The following is a 19,288-nucleotide window of genomic DNA, read 5'->3' on the forward strand; positions in this document are numbered from 1 at the left end:
CGTGCTCTCTTGCCGAGGCCACCGGCCACCGGCCCCCGCTAGCCGACCTTCCTGCGGGCCCGGTGGATGCGGTTGCGTGCCAGGCTCACGACTCCCGCGGCACCGGGCGCGAGCCGCAGCGCCAGTGATCCGCCGGCGGTGCGGTAAGGCTGAGCCAACAGCACACCGTACCGGCTGCTGGGCAGCACCCGCCGGTGGAGCAGGCTGCCCAGGGGGCGCGGGGAAGTGAGCAGGGAGCTGCCGTCGGCGCACTCCACGCCCACCTTCACGTCCCACGCCTGCATCCCGCGCCGGCCCTCGCCGCGCCCGAGCGTCGCCAGCGTGGTGAGCCGGAAGGGCAGCTCCGCGGTCCAGTGGCTGCCGTCGCTCGCGGGGCGCAGCTCCACCGGCTCGGCCACCAGGGGCTTGCCGGGGTCGTTGCGGGGCAGGAAGCGCAGCTGGACGGTGCGCGGGCCGGCCGCGGCGAGCCGTCCGTACAGGTCGTGCACGCGCAGCCGGATCCTGGCGACGCCGCTCGGTTCGGCATCGACGGTGACGGGCAGCTCGGAGGTCTCCAGCTCGTCCAGCCGGTCCAGCTCCACCGGCAGGGTCTCGCTCCACACCGGTGTCCCGTCGGCGCGCGTCGCGTACGGGGGCAGCAGCCGGGGCGGGTCGGCCGCGAAACGGGTCAGCCGCAGCAGGTCGGCGGGGGCGGGCGGAGCCTCGGTGGCGCGCAGCACCCGTACGATCCAGCGGGCGTGCGCGCCGGCCGCCTCCACGTCGGCCCCGGCGAAACCGGCGACGTAGTCGCGGGTCAGCGTCCACCAGGCGGCCTGGTACTCGGGGTCCTTGCCGAGCTCGCGCAGGTACATGCGCAGGTCGTACTCCAGGAACTTGACCTGGCAGGCCCGGCCCAGCCGGGGCGAGGACGCGGCGATGATCCGGGAGGCCGTGCGGTGGGCCTCGACGCGCGCCCGCCAGTTGCCGACGTCCTTGCGGTCCAGGGAGATCGACACCTGGGCGGCGTCCCGGCGCACGTGCCACACGTAGACGAGGTCGCCGATGACGGCGATGCGCGGGGCGGCCGCGAGTACGCGGGCGGTGAAGACGAAGTCCTCGTAGACGAACCGGCCGTCGGGGAAGCGGATCTCGTGCTTGTCCAGGAAGGCCCGGTCGTACAGCTTGTTGACGCAGAGGGTGTCCCGGACCAGCTCCGGCCGGTCGGCCGGCGACTCGATGACCTCACCCGCGGTGTACAGGCCATGCACCCAGGGCACGTCTCGGCCCTCGGGCAGCTCGCGGCGGACGCAGGCGCCGACCGTGACCGGTGCCCGGTGCTCATCCGCGGCGCGCACCAGCGCGTCGACCGCTCCCGGCGGCAGGACGTCGTCGCTGTCCAGGAACAGGACGTACGGGGCGGTCGCGGCCGCGATCCCGTCATTGCGCGGGGTGCCGCAACCCCCGCTGTTCTCCGTGCGGTGCACGACCTGCACGCGTGGGTGGCGGGCGGCCAGCTCGTCCAGCACCAGTGCGGTGCCGTCGGAGGAGGCATCGTTGACCGCGATGACTTCAGCGACAACCGGACCCTGGGCGAGGGCCGAGGAAACGGCCTCGCCCACGAGCTCGGCATCGTTGTACGCGATCACCACAACGGAGACTGTGGGGGTATGGGTGCTCGTCACCCGTGGATCCTAGGCCACGCGAGTAAACGTGACCTTAAGACCAGTCACCCGGACGGGGGCAAGCGGAACCCCGCGGACCCGACGGGGGACCCGGCCGTAGGCCCGGCCGGGTCCCCCGTCGACAGTCCGGTCAGAAGGGACGGAACTCGTCGTACTCCTGCTGGGCCGAGTCCCCGCGCTTGGCTTCCTTCTCCTTGCGGCGGGTGGTGGCCGGACGCGGCGCCTCCAGGCGGTGGTCCTCACCGCGGCGGCCCAGCATCTCGGCGCCGGCCATCATGGTCGGCTCCCAGTCGAAGACGACCGCGTTCTCGTCGGGGCCGATGGCCACGCCGTCACCCGCACGGGCACCGGCCTTGCGCAGCGCTTCCTCGACACCGAGGCGGTTGAGGCGGTCGGCGAGGTAGCCGACGGCCTCGTCGATGTTGAAGTCGGTCTGGCGGACCCAGCGCTCCGGCTTCTCGCCCCGCACGCGGTAGAGCTCCTCGACCTCGTCGTAGGTGACGGTGAAGCCGGAGTCGTCCACGGCCTTCGGACGGATGACGATGCGGGTCGCCTCCTCCTTCGGCTTGCGGGCACGGGCCTTCGCGATGCCCTCGGCGAGGAAGAAGGACAGCTCCTTCAGGCCCGTGCGGTCGACCGCGGAGACTTCGAAGACCTTGTAGCCGCGGGCCTCCAGGTCCGGGCGGACCATGTCGGCCAGCTCCTTGCCGTCCGGGATGTCGACCTTGTTGAGGACGACCAGGCGCGGGCGCTTCTCCAGGCCGCCGCCGTAGATCCGCAGCTCTTCCTCGATGACGTCGAGGTCGGCGACGGGGTCGCGGTCGGACTCCAGGGTGGCGGTGTCCAGGACGTGCACCAGCACCGAGCAGCGCTCGACGTGGCGCAGGAACTCCAGGCCGAGGCCCTTGCCCTGGCTGGCGCCGGGGATGAGGCCCGGGACGTCGGCGATCGTGTAGACGGTGGAGCCCGCGGTGACCACGCCGAGGTTGGGAACCAGCGTCGTGAACGGGTAGTCCGCGATCTTCGGCTTGGCGGCGGAGAGCACCGAGATCAGCGAGGACTTGCCGGCGCTCGGGAAGCCGACCAGCGCCACGTCGGCGACGGTCTTGAGCTCCAGGACGACGTCGCCGGTGGTGCCCGGAACGCCGAGGAGCGCGAAGCCGGGCGCCTTGCGGCGGGCGGAGGAGAGCGCGGCGTTGCCGAGGCCGCCGCGGCCGCCCTCGGCGGCTACGAAGGTGGTGCCCTGACCGACGAGGTCGGCGAGGACGTTGCCCTCCTTGTCGAGGACGACGGTGCCGTCCGGCACGGGCAGGACGAGGTCCTGGCCGTCCTTGCCGGAGCGGTTGCCGCCCTCGCCGGGCTTGCCGTTGGTGGCCTTGCGGTGGGGGCTGTGGTGGTAGTCCAGCAGGGTGGTGATCGCCTGCTCCACCACCAGGATGACGTCGCCGCCACGGCCGCCGTTGCCGCCATCGGGGCCGCCGAGCGGCTTGAACTTCTCCCGGTGAACGGAGGCGCAGCCGTGGCCCCCGTTACCCGCGGCGACATGCAGCTCGACGCGGTCCACGAAGGTGGTCATGGGTGTTCCTCCAGATACATACGGGAATGTCCCGAGCAGGCCTTGCTGCCCATTAAACGTGTCTATGTGACAACGCGCCGAGGGCGGACCTCTCTTCCCGGCTTTCGCCGGGAAGAGTTGAGATCCGCCCTCGGGATGTTACGAACGACCGATTTCAGCAGAAGCTGAGATCAGGCGGCCGGAACGATGTTGACGACCTTGCGGCCACGGTGCGTGCCGAACTGGACCGAACCGGCCTGCAGCGCGAACAGCGTGTCATCGCCACCACGACCGACACCCGAACCCGGGTGGAAGTGGGTGCCGCGCTGGCGGACGAGGATCTCACCAGCGGAAACGACCTGACCGCCGAAGCGCTTCACGCCGAGCCGCTGAGCATTGGAATCGCGCCCGTTCCGGGTGGACGATGCGCCCTTCTTGTGTGCCATGTCTCAGTCCCTCTTACTTCGCAGCCGCGGGGATACCGGTGACCTTGATCGCCGTGTACTGCTGGCGGTGACCCTGGCGACGGCGGTAGCCGGTCTTGTTCTTGTACCGAAGGATGTCGATCTTGGCACCCTTGTGGTGGTCCACGATCTCGGCCTGGACCTTGATGCCGGCCAGGACCCACGGGTCGCTGGTCACGGCTTCGCCGTCGACAACGAGCAGGGTCGAGAGCTCGACCGTGTCGCCAACCTTGGCAGTGGGAATCTTGTCAACTTCAACGATGTCGCCGACAGCAACCTTGTGCTGGCGACCACCGCTGCGCACGATGGCGTACACGCGGATCTCTCTCTCACTCGGGACGGATGCTCCTGAAGCCAGCCACTCAGGCAGGACCCGACACGAGGACGGGACCAGACCGATCCGGATTGGACGAGCGGCCTCTCCCGCGCATGGTGCTCAGCGGGAGGAAGGTGCTCAGGAACGCGGCACGTTTTAAACGTAATCGTCTAAGACATGCCGACGGTCTAGGTTACGGGGCCGGTTCCAGGGGGTCAAACCGGGTCCCGCACGGCCGTGGGCCCCGCCACTCGGCGGGGCCCACGGACCAGGCGGATCAGGCTTCGGTCGGAGCCGAGACGGAGGGCAGCGTCTGCTGCTCGGCCGCTGCGGTCTTCTTCGTCGCCCGCTTCGCAACAGTCTTCTTCGCGGCCGTCTTGGCCGTCGCCGCCTTCTTGGCGACGGTCTTCTTGGCGGTCGCCGCCTTCTTGACCGGGGCCTTCTTCGCCGCGGTCGTCGTCGCCTTCTTGGCGGCCGTCTTGCGGACCGCCTTCTTGGCGGGGGCCGCCGGGGCGGCCTCCTCCACGACGGTCTCGGCCACGGCCTCCACCGGCGCCTCGACGGGCGTCTCCACGACCACCACGGCCGCCTCCGCGCCTGCCGGGGACCCGGCGGGTGCGGTGGCCTTACGGGTGGCACGGCGACGCGTACGGACCGGCGCGGCCTCGGCCACGGGCTCGGCCGGGGCCTCCACGACGACCGGCTCGGGCTCGACCTCGGGCTCGACGACCTCGGCCGGGGCGGCCTGGACGACCGGCTCCGGGGCCTCCGCCGGGGTGACCGCCGCGGCGGTCGCCTTGCGGGTGGCACGGCGGCGGGTGCGGCCCTTGGGGGCCTCCTCCACGACCGGCTCCGCCACGGGCTCGACGACGTCGAGTACCTCGGCGACCTCGATCTCGGGCTCGGGCTCGGCCACCGGCTCCGCCACGGAGGCCGGGGCCGGGACGGCCGCACCGCGCGGGGCACCCGCCGGAGCGGTCGCCTTGCGGGTGGCGCGGCGGCGGTTGCGGCGGCCGCTCAGGCCCGCCGCGGCCTCGGCCTCGGCCGGGCTGCTGTAGAGCTCCTCGTCGGCGACGAAGGACGGCTCGGGCAGGGCCACGGGAGCGGCGGCCTCGGCAGCCACCTCCTCCTCGGTCTCGACCTCGTAGACGTCGCCCTCGACGGTCTCCACGGCCTCGATCTCGTGGTCGTGCTCGTCGGCGCGGCCACCGCGGCGCTTGGAGCGCTTGCCGTTGCCACCGCCGCCGACCACGGTCGGGGTCTCCATGTGCACGATCACACCGCGGCCGTTGCAGTGGACGCAGGTCTCGGAGAAGGACTCCAGCAGACCCTGGCCCACCCGCTTGCGGGTCATCTGGACCAGGCCCAGCGAGGTGACCTCGGCGACCTGGTGCTTGGTGCGGTCGCGGCCCAGGCACTCCAGCATGCGCCGCAGGACCAGGTCGCGGTTGGACTCCAGGACCATGTCGATGAAGTCGATGACCACGATGCCGCCGAGGTCGCGCAGCCGCAGCTGGCGCACGATCTCCTCGGCCGCCTCCAGGTTGTTCCTGGTGACGGTCTCCTCGAGGTTGCCGCCCTGACCGGTGAACTTGCCGGTGTTGACGTCGATGACGATCATCGCCTCGGTCTTGTCGATCACAAGCGAGCCGCCCGAGGGCAGCCACACCTTGCGGTCGAGCGCCTTGGCGAGCTGCTCGTCGATCCGGTACGTCGCGAAGACGTCGACCTCGGAGGTCCAGCGCGACAGCCGGTCGGACAGGTCCGGGGCCACGTGGTTCACGTAGCCGTGGATGGTCTCCCAGGCGCTGTCACCGCTGACGATGACCTTCGAGAAGTCCTCGTTGAAGATGTCGCGGACGACGCGGACGGTCATGTCCGGCTCGCCGTACAGGAGGCTCGGCGAAGAGGTCGAGATCTGCTTCGACTTCTTCTGGATGTCCTCCCACTGGGCCTGCAGACGCTCGACGTCGCGGCGCAGCTCGTCCTCGCTCGCGCCCTCGGCGGCGGTGCGCACGATGACGCCCGCGTCCTCGGGGACGATCTTCTTGAGGATGGTCTTCAGGCGCGCGCGCTCGGTGTCGGGCAGCTTGCGGCTGATGCCGGTCATCGAGCCCTCGGGCACGTAGACCAGGTAGCGGCCGGGCAGCGAGACCTGGCTGGTCAGGCGGGCGCCCTTGTGGCCGATCGGGTCCTTGGTGACCTGCACCAGGACCGACTGGCCGGACTTGAGGGCGGACTCGATGCGGCGCGGCCCGTTGGCCATGCCGAGCGCCTCGAAGTTGACCTCACCGGCGTACAGGACCGCGTTGCGGCCCTTGCCGATGTCGATGAAGGCGGCCTCCATCGACGGCAGCACGTTCTGGACCTTGCCCAGGTAGACGTTGCCGACGTACGAGGTGGCTTCTTCCTTGTTGACGTAGTGCTCGACGAGCACGTTGTCCTCGAGGACGCCGATCTGGGTGCGCTCGCCGGACTGGCGGACGACCATGACGCGCTCGACGGCCTCGCGGCGGGCCAGGAACTCGGCCTCGGTGATGATCGGGACGCGGCGGCGGCCCTGCTCGCGGCCTTCGCGGCGGCGCTGCTTCTTCGCCTCCAGGCGGGTCGAGCCCTTGATGGACTGGACCTCGTCGGAGGAGGTGGACAGGGCCTCGGAGCGCTCGCGCGCCGGGCGCGGCTCGCGGACCTTGACGACCGTGCGGACACCGTCGTCCTCGCCCGCCTCGGCGTCCGTACCGCCGTCACCGCTACGGCGGCGACGACGACGGCGACGACGGCTGGAGCTGGAGCCGAGGGCCCCGTTCTCCTCGTCGTCCTCCTCGGCGGAGTCCTCTTCCTCACCGGCCTCTTCGGCGGACTCGGTCTCGGCCTCTTCCTCGGCGGACTCGTCGAGGTCGGCGGCCTCACCGCGACGGCGGCGACGGCCACCGCGACGGCGGCGGCGCGACGGGCGGTCGCCCGACTCGTCGTCCTCGTCGAGCTCGGCGGCCTCGGCCTCTTCCTCCACCAGCTCTACGTCGGCCAGCGTGACCGGGCCGGACGGCGCGGCCGGGGCCTGGGCGGGGGCCGGGGCCTCCGGGGCGGCGGCCTCGGCGGCGGCGCGGCCGCGGCGACGGCGACGGCCGGCGGGCTGCGCGACGGGAGCCGCGGGGGCCTCGACCTCTGCCTCGAACTCGAGCTCCTCCTCCTCGGTCTCCTCGACCGGGGCGGCGGCAGCGGCGGCCGCGGCCATGGCCGCGGTCTCCGGGGTCTGGAACATCGGCTCGGCGAAGACCGGGGCCTGGAACACGGCGACGGCGGGACGCGCGGCGCGGCGGCCACGTGCCGGCGCCTCGGCCTCGGCGGCGGCGGGCGCGGCCTGCGGCGCGGCGGCGGCCGGGGCCGTGGTGGTACGGGTGGCGCGGCGGCGGCCGCCGCGCTTCGGGGAGTCCACGGCGTCGGCGACGGTGACGGTGGCCTTGCTCGCGGTGGCCGGCGCCGGGGCGGCGGCCTCCTCCACGACGGCTTCGGCGGCGGGCGCCTCGGGGGCCGTCACGGCGCGGGTGGCACGGCGGCGGGCACGCGGCGCGGGGGCGGCGGACTCCTCGACGACCGGAGCGGCCACGGCGGCCGGAGCCTCGACCACGACCGGCGCGGCCTCGGCGGCGGGCGCCTCGGGAGCGGCGACGGCGCGGGTGGCACGGCGACGGGCACGCGGCGCCGGGGCGGCGGACTCCTCGGTGGCGGGAACGGACACGGCGGCCGGAGCCTCGACCACGACCGGCGCGGCCTCGGCGGCGGGCGCCTCGGGAGCGGCGACGGCACGGGTGGCGCGACGGCGGGTACGAGCCGGGGCGGCGGCCGGGGCGGCCTCCTCGGCGGGAGCGGCCGCGACCACGGGGGCGGCGGCCTCGGCGGCGGGCGTCACGGCCCCGCCGGGCGGACCGGCGGGCCGGGACGCGGCACGCCGACGCCTGCGCGGAGGCAGGTTGTCACTGGGGCTGCCAGTGTCCGCGGCGGTGTTGTTGTCGTTTTCGTTGTTGAGCATGCGGGGTTTCTCCCGTCACGCTCCCGGGCGCCGCGGCTGACTTCCGGTCCGGCACGGCTCCGCACGATGAGCGGGGAGCCGGCCTCCGGGGCGCGTTCGCCACACGGGAGCTCAGTTCAATGGCCGCCGGTTCCGTACGTGGTAGTCCGTACGGCCTGGCGGAAGTCTTCAGGTCTGTGCGCGGCCCGACCCAGGTGGCTCCCGAGTCCCAGGGCTGCGCGACGACGACGATCCCTACGCGGCGGGACCTTCCGGCGCCTTCGCGTCGGCGGTTACGGCCGCCGTGGATGGGGCGGTCGTGACAGCTTCGCGGTCGGGCGCGAGCGGGTCGGTCACCGTGCCGGACTCCTCGTCGAAGAGCCCCTGCGCCAGCCTGGTCACCGCTGCGGGGACCGGCGGCGTTAGGTCGGCCACGGTTCGGAGACCGGACAGGACGTCGTCGGGTCGCACGGCAGGTGTCAAATGCCGAACAACCAGCCGCAGTATCGCACAAGCATTGTCCAGGGGCCTATCAGCCGCTGCGGCAACCGAAACGGGAACCACTTCCAGACTGACCACGGCGCCGCGCGTGTCGAAGGTCCGCATTCCGTTCTTGGTGCGGCGCTGGACCTCCACGGTCTCGGCGGCGAGGAAGGCCTCGACGGCCCGCTCGGTGTCCGCGGGCTCCACGCCGTCCAGGCGCAGCTCCCAGACGGAGGCCGTCAGCCGGTCGGCGAGACCGGAGGTGTGGGCCTCCACGGCGTCGATGATGTCGAGGCCGAGCGGCATCGACTCGTCGAGCAGTTCGCGGAGCTTCGCGGGGTCGCGGCGCTCCGCGAGGGCGATCTCCAGGTACTCGGCCTCGCTGCCGGTCCCGGTCGGGGCGGCGTTCGCGTACGAGACGCGCGGGTGCGGGGTGAAGCCCGCCGAGTACGCCATGGGCACCTCGGAGCGGCGCAGGGCCCGCTCGAAGGCGCGCTGGAAGTCCCGGTGACTGGTGAACCGGAGGCGGCCGCGCTTGGTGTAGCGCAGTCGAATGCGCTGCACCACCGGTGCGGGAGGCGGGCCTTCGGGCTGTCGCTTGCCCAGTGGTTCTTCTCCTTGTGCGGGGCTCCGCGGCTCGCGCGTCGCCCTGAGGTCTGTGGAGCCTGCGGGCCACGCCGTCGCCCGCCCGGCTCACCCCTGCGGCTTGTGCAGGGGGCTCGTCGGGATCGGCGTGGCGGGCGCGTCGTCTACGGCTCTGTTACTACACAGAGTACGCGCCTGTGACCTCGCCGGTTCCCGGGGCGGCCCCCCGAACAGTGCCCGCCGTACCTCGGCCCGCGCCTCGCGCACCGCGAGGCGGGAGGTGTTCCACACCTCGCGGACGGCGCGGCCGACCGGAGCGATCGCCTGCCGGTGCACCGAGCGGGCGGCGCGCCGGACGGAGGTCCACACCGCGCGGACGGCGTGCCCGACGGGTGTGGCGATCCGCCGGTACGCCCAGGCGACGGGCCGCACGACGAGCCAACGCCACACCCGCACGAACCCCCGCCACAGCGACCGGCTCACGCGCCCCGCGAGATGCCAGGCACCGACCAGCAGCCGGCCGAGGGGGGCGAGCAGGTACGCGTACAGCCCACGGCCGACGGGCGCGAGCACGTACCGCCACAGCCCGACCCAGGGCCAGACGAACAGCGCCATGGCCAGCCAGGCCACGCAGAGCCCGAACCCCCGGGCCAGCCAGAGCAGTCCGTGCCCGACGGGGGCGAGGACGTACCGGTACAGCGCCAGCGCCGGCAGGACCAGCAGGTACCGCACCCCGCCCGCGACCAGCCACGCGAAGCCCCGCCCGACCGGCGCCAGTACGTACTCCCAGGCGGGGACCAGCACGTACCGCCACAGCCCGACCGCCGGCCAGACGAGGAGCACCATGCCCAGCGTCCGGACCGCCCACCGCAGCCCCTTGCCCAACGGGCTCAGCAGATAGGTGTGAACGGCCCGCCCCAGCAGGCCGATCGCGTGCCCCGCCGGGAGCATGACGTACCGCCAGAGACCGACCCACGGCCAGTAGAGGAACAGCTTGAGCAGGGCCCCGACCAGCCACCCGAGTCCGCGCAGCACCGGCAGCACGGCCAGCTCGTACAACCGGGCCAGTCCCTGTCCCAGCGGTCCGAAGACGGTCCGGTTCAGCATCCGCGCGAAGGCGACGAGCACGTCCCACACCACCCGTACGGGCAGCACGACCAGCATCGCCACGATCTTCACGGGTATCCGGACGACGCCCACCAGGCAGCCTTCGCCCTGCGGTGGCGGCAGCGACTTCTCCAGTTCCATGCCGCTAAGGACACACCACGGGCCCGCTCCGTTGCACAGGGACCGCCTTCAGTCGATGGACCCCTTGGGCGGGACACGCGCCGCTCGTTGCCGACCGACGCTCCGCGGGCGCTCCCGTCCGTACGGCTGTCGGTGCTCACGGAAACCGGAGGAGGAATGCGAATGTCCCCCTGTCTCTCGACAAGGGGACATTTCACACGACCGTACTACTTCGGGGATTCGCCCACCACGCTCAGCGGGAGCAGCTTCTGCCCGGTCGGTCCGATTTGAATACTGGTCTGGAGCTGAGGACACACGCCGCAGTCGAAGCACGGAGTCCAGCGGCAGTCTTCGACCTCGGTCTCGTCGAGGGCGTCCTGCCAGTCCTCCCAGAGCCAGTCCTTGTCCAGACCGGAGTCCAGGTGGTCCCAGGGCAGCACTTCTTCGTAGGTGCGCTCGCGGGTCGTGTACCAGGCCACGTCCACGCCGTACGCGGGCAGGGTCTTCCCGGCCGCCTGCATCCAGCGCTCGTAGCTGAAGTGCTCGCGCCAGCCGTCGAAGCGGCCGCCCGACTCGTACACGGCGCGGATGACGTCGCCGATGCGGCGGTCACCGCGGGAGAGCAGGCCCTCGACGACGCCCGGCTTGCCGTCGTGGTAGCGGAAGCCGATGGAGCGACCGTACTTCTTGTCCCCGCGGAGCTTGTCCCGGAGCTTGGCCAGACGGGCGTCCGTCTCCTCCGCCGACAGCTGCGGCGCCCACTGGAACGGGGTGTGCGGCTTCGGCACGAACCCGCCGATCGACACCGTGCAGCGGATGTCGTTCTGGCCGGAGACCTCGCGGCCCTTGGCGATGACGTTGACCGCCATGTCGCCGATCTGGAGCACGTCCTCGTCGGTCTCGGTCGGCAGGCCGACCATGAAGTACAGCTTCACCTGGCGCCAGCCGTTGCCGTACGCCGTGGAGACCGTCCGGATCAGGTCCTCTTCCGAGACCATCTTGTTGATGACCTTGCGCATGCGCTCGGAGCCGCCCTCGGGGGCGAAGGTCAGACCGGAGCGGCGGCCGTTGCGGGTCAGCTCGTTGGCCAGGTCGACGTTGAAGGCGTCCACGCGGGTCGACGGGAGGGACAGGCCCACCTTGTCGTCCGTGTAGCGGTCGGCCAGGCCCTTGGCGATGTCCGCGATCTCGGTGTGGTCCGCGGAGGAGAGGGAGAGGAGACCGACCTCTTCGAAGCCCGTCGCCTTGAGGCCGCGCTCCACCATTTCGCCGATGCCGGTGATGCTTCGCTCCCGCACGGGGCGCGTGATCATGCCGGCCTGGCAGAAACGGCAGCCGCGGGTGCAGCCGCGGAAGATCTCCACGGACATGCGCTCGTGGACGGTCTCGGCGAGCGGGACCAGGGGCTGCTTGGGGTAGGGCCATTCGTCGAGGTCCATGACGGTGTGCTTGGACACCCGCCACGGCACGCCCGACCGGTTCGGGACGACGCGGCCGATGCGGCCGTCCGGCAGGTACTCGACGTCGTAGAAGCCCGGGACGTAGACGCCGCCGGTCTTGGCGAGGCGCAGCAGGACCTCCTCGCGCCCGCCCGGACGGCCCTCGGCCTTCCACGCACGGATGATCTCGGTCATGTCGAGGACGGCCTGCTCGCCGTCGCCGATGATCGCGCAGTCGATGAACTCGGCGATCGGCTCGGGGTTGAAGGCCGCGTGACCGCCCGCGAGGACGATGGGGTGGTCGACCGTACGGTTCTTGGCCTCCAGCGGGATGCCCGCGAGGTCCAGCGCCGTCAGCATGTTGGTGTAGCCGAGCTCGGTGGAGAAGGAGAGCCCGAAGACGTCGAAGTCCCCGACCGGGCGGTGGGAGTCGACGGTGAACTGCGGCACCTTGTGCTCGCGCATCAGCTCTTCGAGGTCCGGCCACACGCTGTACGTGCGCTCCGCGAGCACGCCCTCGCGCTCGTTCAGCACCTCGTAAAGGATCATGACGCCCTGGTTGGGCAGCCCGACCTCGTACGCGTCCGGGTACATCAGCGCCCAGCGGACGTCGGCGGAGTCCCACTCCTTGACGGTGGAGTTCAGCTCACCACCGACGTACTGGATGGGCTTCTGCACATGCGGGAGCAGAGCTTCGAGCTGTGGGAAGACCGACTCGGACATCACGCGACTTTCGTGAAGCGGGCAGGGAGCGACTCTCAAGCGTACCCCGATGCCCGGCAGCCTCCCGCCCGCTCGACGCCCGGCCCGGCCCCGGGCCGTCACCCCCGCAGCGCCGCCGCCCGCGCCGTTGTGGCCGCCCAGACCTGCGGGAGCTCCCGCTCCCGGCGCGCCGAGATCTCCTCCTCGTGGGCGTAGAGCACCCCCCACGTGAAGGCCGACTCCCCCGCGCCCGCCGCCTGGACCGCGAGGCCGCGCAGGGCCTCGCGGGCGACCACGCCGTCCTGGTGGTCGCCGAGCAGGCTCTGGACCTCCTTCACCGCCTTGGCCAGGCGCCGCGCGGGCTTGCCGAGGGCCGGAACCGCGGCCTCCGCCGCGTACCGGGCGCGCTTGGCCGCCTTGCGGGCTTCGTGCAGGGCCAGGTCGCGCTCCGGTCCGGGGTCCACGGCCAGTGCGCCTTCCACCCGGTCGGCGAGGCGGCCGTAGTCGTGGAGGACCGCCGCGGGCAGGGCGGCCTCGGCAGGCCGGCCGGCGGCCTCCAGCAGGGGCGGGTCGGCGAGCAGGGCGTCGAGGTCGTTCAGCAGGGCCACGTAGCGCCTGCCGTCGAGGGCGGCCAGGGCCGCCCGCCGCGAACCGGTGCGGCGGGTGGTGTTCCAGATCTTCAGGCGGCCGCCGACCGGGCCGAGCCGCAGGGTGCGAGGGAGTTCTCCGAGGCGGGTGCGGATCCGCTCCATCAGGACCTCCTGGTCGCGGTCGACGCCGAGCTCCGCGGCGAGCCATCGCAGTTCCTCGCCGACGGGCCCGGTCTCGGCGGGGTCCAGGACCCGGCGGTAGGTCTTGAAGGCGCTGCGCAGCCGTCGGGTGGCGACCCGCATCTGGTGGACGGAGTCGGGCAGGTCCCGGCGTACGGCGGGGTCCTGGGCGATCAGGGTGTCGCGCTGTTCGCGCAGGTACGACAGGACGTACGCGCCCGTTGTCCCGTCGGCGGGGGCGGGGTCGGGCCGGGCCGGCGGTTCGGCGCCGGTCTCGGTCAGCGCGCGGGCGAGCTTCGAGGGCGCGTCCGAGACGCGCAGGCCGGCCTTGCGGAAGGTCTTCTCGACGGCGTCGAGCAGCTCCGGGTCGATGCCGTCGGCGAGTTCCACCTCGACCTCGGTCCAGGCGGCGGTGGCATCGAGGCGCTCGGCCCGTACGGCGTCGGTGGACAGCTCCGCGAGGAGGGCGCCGTCGGCGTCGAGGAGGTGACTGACCTTGCGCGAGGACAGGAGCCTGACCTGCGGTTCCAGCGGGGCGTCGCGGAGGCGGGAGCGGAGCAGCGAGGTGAGCGCGGGCGGCACGGTGTCGCTGAGGGGGGTGGCGATCTCGTCGCGGACCCCGGGGGCGACGGGGAGTTTGAGGTGCCAGCCGGCGTCCTTGCCGCCAATGCGGCGGCGCAGGGTGAGTCCGTCGGAGGCGAGCCGCTGGTCGGGGGTGTCGTAGTAGACGGCGTCGAGGTCGACGGTGCCCTGGTCGGTGACGGCCGCGATGGCGGCCGTGCCCGTCAGATCCGGCACCCCGCGCCGTCCGGCCTTGTCGCTCCTGAACTCGAATTTGCGCTCGATCTCGCGCTTCGTGTCCGCCATAGACCGAACCTAGTCCTGAACGGCGCACGACGTGAAGGTGAATACAGGACGTGCCGCCGACAGGGGCCTAAGCCAGGCCTAAGCCGACATCGGCCGCTGCACCCTGATCGACTGCAGCAGCCCGATGGCCACCCATACGGCGAACATCGACGATCCTCCGTACGAGACGAACGGCAGCGGGAGCCCGGCCACCGGCATGATCCCCAGGGTCATGCCGATGTTCTCGAAGGACTGGAAGGCGAACCAGGCGATGATCCCGGCGCACACGATCGTCCCGTACAGCTCGGTGGTCTCGCGGGCGATGACGCAGGCCCGCCACAGGATGACGCCCAGCAGCACCAGGATCAGCCCGGCGCCGACGAAGCCCAGCTCCTCCCCCGCGACCGTGAAGACGAAGTCGGTCTGCTGCTCCGGGACGAACTGGCCGGTGGTCTGCGATCCGTGGAAGAGCCCGGATCCGGTCAGTCCACCGGAGCCGATCGCGATCCGCGCCTGGTTGGTGTTGTAGCCGACGCCGGCGGGGTCGAGCTCGGGGTTGGCGAAGGCCGCGAAGCGGTTGATCTGGTACTCGTCGAGGATGCCGAGCTGCCAGATCAGGATGGCGCCGGCGGCGCCCGAGCCGAGCAGGCCCAGCACCCAGCGGTTGGAGGCGCCGGAGGCCAGCAGGACGCCGAGCACGATGACGACCATGACCATGACGGAGCCGAGGTCGGGCATCAGCATGACGATGCCCATCGGGGCGGCCGCCAGGCACAGCGCCTTGACGACCGTGCGGTGGTCGGGGTGGGCGAGGTCGCCCGCGTCCACCCGGGTGGCGAGCAGCATCGCCATGCCCAGGATGATCGTGATCTTCACGAATTCGGAGGGCTGCAGCGAGAAGCCGCCGCCGATCACGATCCAGGCGTGGGCGCCGTTGATGGTGGCGCCGAGCGGGGTGAGCACGGCGAGGATCAGCACCAACGAGAGCCCGTAGAGGACCGGGACCGCGCCGCGCAGGGTGCGGTGCCCGAGCCAGACGGTGGCGATCATCAGCACGAGGCCGATGCCGGTGTTCATGGCGTGCCGGAAGAGGAAGTAGTACGGGTCCCCGTTGTTCAGTGAGGTCCTGTTGCGGGTCGCCGACCACACCAGCAGGGAGCCGAGGAGGGAGAGGGCTAGCGCGGAGAGGAGTATCGGCCAGTCGAGCCGGCGCACCACGGAGTCGCGGGCGGTCAGCTTGGCCATCGCCCCGCGCTCGGGCGCGTACCGGGAGACGGAGAACTTGTTGGCGGTCTGCATGTCTGTTTCGGTCCTCAGTCGTGCTGCGCGGGGCGCGCGGCGGGCGGGCCGGCGAGCGCGGGCGGCGCCAGCTCCTCCGGGGACGGCGGCACGTACGGCCGGATCTCGGGGGAGTCGATGGAGCCGTCGGGGCGGATCCTGGGCAGTTTCGCCTCGGGTCCCAGCAGCAGGGCCTTCGTCACGTCCTGCTTGCCGGCCATGTCGAGGCCGTAGATGGCGTTGTAGATGTTGCGGACGGCGGGGCCGGAGGCCCCGGAGCCGGTGCCGCCCTGGGAGATCGTCATGACGATCGTGAAGTCGTCGGTGTACGTCGCCAGCCACGAGGTGGTCTGCTTGTCGTAGACCTGGGCGGTGCCGGTCTTGGCCCGCATCGGGATCTTGTCCAGCGGCCAGCCGCCGAACCGCCAGGCGGCGGTACCGCCGGGCTCGACCACCATGCGCAGGCCCCTGTCGAGGTCGCTGACGGTCTTGGCGTCGATCGGCAGCCTTCCGTGGGGCCTGGGCTTGATCATCTCGACGTGCTTGCCGTCAGGGCTGATCACGGCCTTGCCGACCGTGGGGTCGAAGAGGGTGCCCCCGTTGCTGATGGCGGAGTACGCGGTGGCCATCTGGATGGGGGTGACGAGAACGTCTCCCTGGCCGATGGCGAAGTTGATGCTGTCGTAGGCCTTCAGCTGGTTGCCTTCGAGGCAGCTCTCGTAGGCGATCTGCTCTACGTAGGTGCCGCCCTTCTTGCCCTGCTTGCACCAGGAGTCCTTGTTGGCCTTCCAGAAGCTCTGCTTCCACCGGCGGTCGGGGATGCGGCCGGTGACCTCGTTCGGCAGGTCGATCCCGGTCTCGGAGCCGAGGCCGAATTCGCGGGCGGTCCGGTAGAACCAGTCGTGTGCGTTCTTGGGCTTGAGGCCGCCGTCGCGCTGCCACTCCTTGTGCCCGAGGGCGTAGAAGACGGTGTTGCAGGAGAACTTGAGGGCCTCGCCGAGGGTGATGGGGCCGTGCCCCTTGGACTCGAAGTTCGCGAAGCTCCGGTTGCCCATGCTGTAGGAAGCGCTGCAGTTGTACTTGTCGTCGAAGCCGTAGCCGGCCCGCACGGCCGCGCTCGCCGACACCACCTTGAAGATGGAGCCCGCGGGGGCCTGGCCCTGGATGGACCGGTTGAGCAGCGGGTAGTTGGAGTTCTTGCTGGTGAGGTTGGCGTAGTCCTTGGCGGAAATGCCGCCGACCCAGGCGTTGGGGTCGTAGTCGGGCTGGGAGGCCATCGCGACGACGCGGCCGGTCTTGGCCTCCATGACGACGACGGCGCCCGAGTCGGCCTCGTACTTGCGGCCTGTGATCTTGTCGGTCTCCTGGCGGACGGTCTTCATCGCCTGCTGGAGCTCGAATTCGGCGACGGACTGGACCCGGGCATCGATGCTGGTGACGAGGGTGGATCCGGGGACGCCGGGGTCGGACTGGGTCTGGTGCATGACCCGGCCGAGGTTGTCGACCTCGTACGAGGTGACCCGCGCCTTGCCGCGCAACTGCCTGTCATACGTGCGTTCGATCCCGGAGCGGCCTACCTGATCGGACCGCAGGTGCGGCGAGTCGGTGTCCTTGGCCTTCTGGATCTCCTCGTCGGTGACCGGCGAGAGATAGCCGAGCACCTGTGACGTGCGGGCCCCGCCGGGTGCCGGGTAGCGGCGGACGGCGGTGGGCTCCGCGGTGACGCCGGGGAAGTCCTCCGGCCGTTCGCGCAGCTGCAGCGCCTGCTGCGTGGTGGCTTCGAGGGTGATCGGGATCGGCTGGTACGGGGAGCCGTTCCAGCAGGGCGCCGGGGTCTCGGAGTCGCAGAGGCGGACCTTCTCCATGACCTCCTTGGGGGTCATGTCCAGGACGTCGGCGAGGCGGGTCATGACGGCCTTGCCGCGGTCCTTCATCTTCATCAGCGCCGTGCGGCTGGCGGAGACGACCAGGCGGGTCTCGTTGTCGGCGAGCGGAACCCCGCGGGCGTCGAGGACCGCTCCGCGCACAGCGGGCTGGACGACCCGCTGGACGTGGTTGCTCCTCGCCTCGTGGTAGTACTCGTCGCCGTTGCGGATCTGGAGGTACCAAAGGCGCCCGCCGAGGGTGAGGAACATCGAGAAGACGAGCACCTGGATGATGACGAGCCTGATCTGCACCCGTGAGGTGCGGCCGGTCTCCGGAACATTGGTCACGCCTGCTCCTCCCTCACAGCTTCTTGACGCTCTTCACACCCTTGATTCCCTTGACGCCCTTTATCCGGCCGGCCCGGTTGGCGCGGCTGCGGGCGGTCTTCATCCGAAGGCCGCCGCGCTGGCTGCCGATCCGCAGGCCGGTGCCGCCGGCCAGCCAGCCGGAGGCGATGTCCTTGCCCGCCGGAGCGCCGCCGTTGGCGTCCACGGCCATCGGGTCGCTCTCGGCGCGGCGGGCCAGGGCCATGATGAACGGCACGGTGAAGGGCGCGAGCAGCAGGTCGTAGAGGACCGCGGTGAAGAGCAGTCCGGTCAGGCCCACGTGGCGGGCGGCGGTGTCGCCGACCAGGGCGCCGACTCCCGCGGAGAGCAGGGTGGAGGCGAAGGCGGCGCCGACGACGGTGAGCATCGGGCCCCAGGCGGAGCGGAACCGTCCGCTGTCGGGGCGGACCAGGCCGGCGACGTAGCCGATGACGCACAGCACGAGCGCGTAGCGTCCGGCGGCGTGGTCGGCGGGCGGGGCCAGGTCGGCGAGGAGGCCGGCGGCGAAGCCGATGAGGGCGCCGCTGACGCACCCGTACACGAGTGCGAGGGCGACGACGGTGAGGAGGACCAGGTCGGGGACGGCTCCGGGGAGTTGGAGCCGTCCCAGGATGGAGACCTGGACGACGAGGGCGACCACGACGAGCGTGCCCGCGAGCAGGATCCGGTTGAAGCGCATGGTGGTCGGCTCCTACTCGTCGGCCGGCTTGCCGGGCGCGCTGGCCGACGGGGTGACCGTAACGGTGACCGTCGGGGTGGGCTTGGGCGCCTCGGGCTTGGGCGGCAGTACGGCGTCGCGCGGGTCCTCGCGCGGGGGCATCACCACGACGCCGACGATGTCCAGGCGCGAGAAGCCGACGAAGGGCTGGACCCAGACGGTACGGGTCAGGTCGCCGCGCGAGGGGTCCACCTTGACCACCTCGCCGATCGGGACACCGGGGACGAAGGGCTTGTTGCCGCGCGAGCCGAACGTGACGAGCCGGTCACCGGGGTTGATCTTGGCCTTGCCGTTGAGCATCTGCACCGAGAGCGCGCGGTCGCCCTGGCCGGTGGCGAAGCCGAGTTCGCCGGTCTTCTCCAGCCGGGTCCCGACGGTGAAGTCGGGGTCGTTGGCGAGGACGACGGTGGCGGTGTCGGGGCCGACGGTGGCGACGCGGCCGACGAGCCCGTCCCCGTTGAGGACGGTCATGTCGCGCTCGATGCCGTCCTTGCTGCCGGCGTCGATGGTGACGGTCCAGGAGAAGCCCTGGGCCGCTCCTATGGCGATGACTTCGGCGCCCTTGATGCCGTACTGTCCGGCGCCCGCCCGCTTGAGCATCTCGTCGAGCTCGCGGATCCGGCTGCGGGTCTGCTCGTCGCTGCCCAGCTTGGCCTTCAATGCCGCGTTCTCGCGCTCCAGAGTGGCGATCCGGTTGTGCCGCTCACCGGAGTCCCTTACCGCCCCTATGGCGTTGGCGACCGGGTCGACCCCCTTCGCCACGCCCTTCTCGACCGGCCCGAAGACCGCTGCGGCGGCCTGTCGGGCACCGTCGACCGGCGACTCCTCGCCCGTCCTGATGTCCACCGTGATCAACGCGAACGCGATGGCGATCAGAAGCACCAGGAGCAGCCGGCTTTCTCGTGTGTCCCTCACGTGCGGCGGCCGTGCCTTCCTCATAGATACCCGTGCGGCGAAGCCGCTCCGGTGGAGCCGGGGCTCAC

Annotated in this window: 13 protein-coding genes; all 13 read right to left on the bottom strand. The window is 71.5% G+C overall.

Features of this window, described 5'->3' with window-relative positions:
* Nucleotides 1-38 precede the first annotated feature (38 nt).
* The 13 genes from J7F03_RS19040 to mreC all read right to left on the bottom strand — a co-directional run bounded on the left by J7F03_RS19040 (nt 39) and on the right by mreC (nt 19,220).
* Nucleotides 39-1,661 carry a glycosyltransferase family 2 protein gene (locus J7F03_RS19040; RefSeq protein WP_214950886.1) on the bottom strand — a complete coding sequence of 541 codons (1,623 nt, stop codon included), beginning with the start codon at nt 1,659-1,661 and terminating at the stop codon, nt 39-41.
* Nucleotides 1,662-1,791: 130 nt separating this feature from the next.
* On the bottom strand, nt 1,792-3,237 hold the full coding sequence (obgE, locus tag J7F03_RS19045) for a GTPase ObgE (RefSeq protein ID WP_214950888.1): 1,446 nt from the start codon (nt 3,235-3,237) through the stop codon (nt 1,792-1,794).
* Between the two features lie 170 nt (nt 3,238-3,407).
* Complete coding sequence (gene rpmA, locus J7F03_RS19050) at nt 3,408-3,662, bottom strand: 50S ribosomal protein L27 (protein WP_030840805.1); 255 nt, start codon at nt 3,660-3,662, stop codon at nt 3,408-3,410.
* 13 nt (nt 3,663-3,675) lie between these two features.
* Nucleotides 3,676-3,996, bottom strand: coding sequence for a 50S ribosomal protein L21 (gene rplU, locus J7F03_RS19055; protein ID WP_214950890.1), 321 nt, complete (start codon nt 3,994-3,996; stop codon nt 3,676-3,678).
* Nucleotides 3,997-4,273: 277 nt separating this feature from the next.
* Nucleotides 4,274-8,026 carry an Rne/Rng family ribonuclease gene (locus J7F03_RS19060; protein ID WP_214950891.1) on the bottom strand — a complete coding sequence of 1,251 codons (3,753 nt, stop codon included), beginning with the start codon at nt 8,024-8,026 and terminating at the stop codon, nt 4,274-4,276.
* A gap of 234 nt (nt 8,027-8,260) precedes the next feature.
* Nucleotides 8,261-9,052 (bottom strand): TIGR03936 family radical SAM-associated protein, encoded by a 792-nt coding sequence (locus J7F03_RS19065; RefSeq protein ID WP_214950893.1) that lies wholly within the window; start codon nt 9,050-9,052, stop codon nt 8,261-8,263.
* Nucleotides 9,053-9,181: 129 nt separating this feature from the next.
* Nucleotides 9,182-10,321, bottom strand: coding sequence for a hypothetical protein (locus J7F03_RS19070; protein WP_214950895.1), 1,140 nt, complete (start codon nt 10,319-10,321; stop codon nt 9,182-9,184).
* Nucleotides 10,322-10,527: 206 nt separating this feature from the next.
* Nucleotides 10,528-12,465: a TIGR03960 family B12-binding radical SAM protein gene (locus tag J7F03_RS19075; protein ID WP_214950898.1), complete on the bottom strand. Its 1,938-nt coding sequence runs from the start codon at nt 12,463-12,465 to the stop codon at nt 10,528-10,530.
* A 95-nt stretch (nt 12,466-12,560) separates the two neighbouring features.
* Nucleotides 12,561-14,078 (bottom strand): CYTH and CHAD domain-containing protein, encoded by a 1,518-nt coding sequence (locus J7F03_RS19080; RefSeq protein ID WP_214950900.1) that lies wholly within the window; start codon nt 14,076-14,078, stop codon nt 12,561-12,563.
* Nucleotides 14,079-14,156: 78 nt separating this feature from the next.
* Entirely contained in the window at nt 14,157-15,356 is a 1,200-nt protein-coding gene (rodA, locus tag J7F03_RS19085; RefSeq protein ID WP_214950902.1) for a rod shape-determining protein RodA, read from the bottom strand.
* A 14-nt stretch (nt 15,357-15,370) separates the two neighbouring features.
* Complete coding sequence (gene mrdA, locus J7F03_RS19090; RefSeq protein ID WP_214950904.1) at nt 15,371-17,548, bottom strand: penicillin-binding protein 2; 2,178 nt, start codon at nt 17,546-17,548, stop codon at nt 15,371-15,373.
* Nucleotides 17,549-17,561: 13 nt separating this feature from the next.
* A complete protein-coding gene (gene mreD, locus J7F03_RS19095) occupies nt 17,562-18,266 on the bottom strand; it encodes a rod shape-determining protein MreD (RefSeq protein WP_214950906.1) in 705 nt (234 codons plus the stop codon).
* 12 nt (nt 18,267-18,278) lie between these two features.
* Nucleotides 18,279-19,220 carry a rod shape-determining protein MreC gene (gene mreC, locus J7F03_RS19100; protein ID WP_214950908.1) on the bottom strand — a complete coding sequence of 314 codons (942 nt, stop codon included), beginning with the start codon at nt 19,218-19,220 and terminating at the stop codon, nt 18,279-18,281.
* Between the last annotated feature and the right edge of the window lie 68 nt (nt 19,221-19,288).

Origin of the sequence: Streptomyces sp. ISL-43, from assembly GCF_018614195.1 — a bacterium.
Taxonomy (GTDB): domain Bacteria; phylum Actinomycetota; class Actinomycetes; order Streptomycetales; family Streptomycetaceae; genus Streptomyces.

Excerpts from the sequence above, each read along its gene's own strand:
- obgE (WP_214950888.1), bottom strand. The coding sequence starts at position 3,237 with ATGACCACCTTCGTGGACCGCGTCGAGCTGCATGTCGCCGCGGGTAAC.
- rpmA (WP_030840805.1), bottom strand. The coding sequence starts at position 3,662 with ATGGCACACAAGAAGGGCGCATCGTCCACCCGGAACGGGCGCGATTCC.
- J7F03_RS19060 (WP_214950891.1), bottom strand. The coding sequence starts at position 8,026 with ATGCTCAACAACGAAAACGACAACAACACCGCCGCGGACACTGGCAGC.
- J7F03_RS19070 (WP_214950895.1), bottom strand. The coding sequence starts at position 10,321 with ATGGAACTGGAGAAGTCGCTGCCGCCACCGCAGGGCGAAGGCTGCCTG.
- J7F03_RS19080 (WP_214950900.1), bottom strand. The coding sequence starts at position 14,078 with ATGGCGGACACGAAGCGCGAGATCGAGCGCAAATTCGAGTTCAGGAGC.
- rodA (WP_214950902.1), bottom strand. The coding sequence starts at position 15,356 with ATGCAGACCGCCAACAAGTTCTCCGTCTCCCGGTACGCGCCCGAGCGC.
- mreD (WP_214950906.1), bottom strand. The coding sequence starts at position 18,266 with ATGCGCTTCAACCGGATCCTGCTCGCGGGCACGCTCGTCGTGGTCGCC.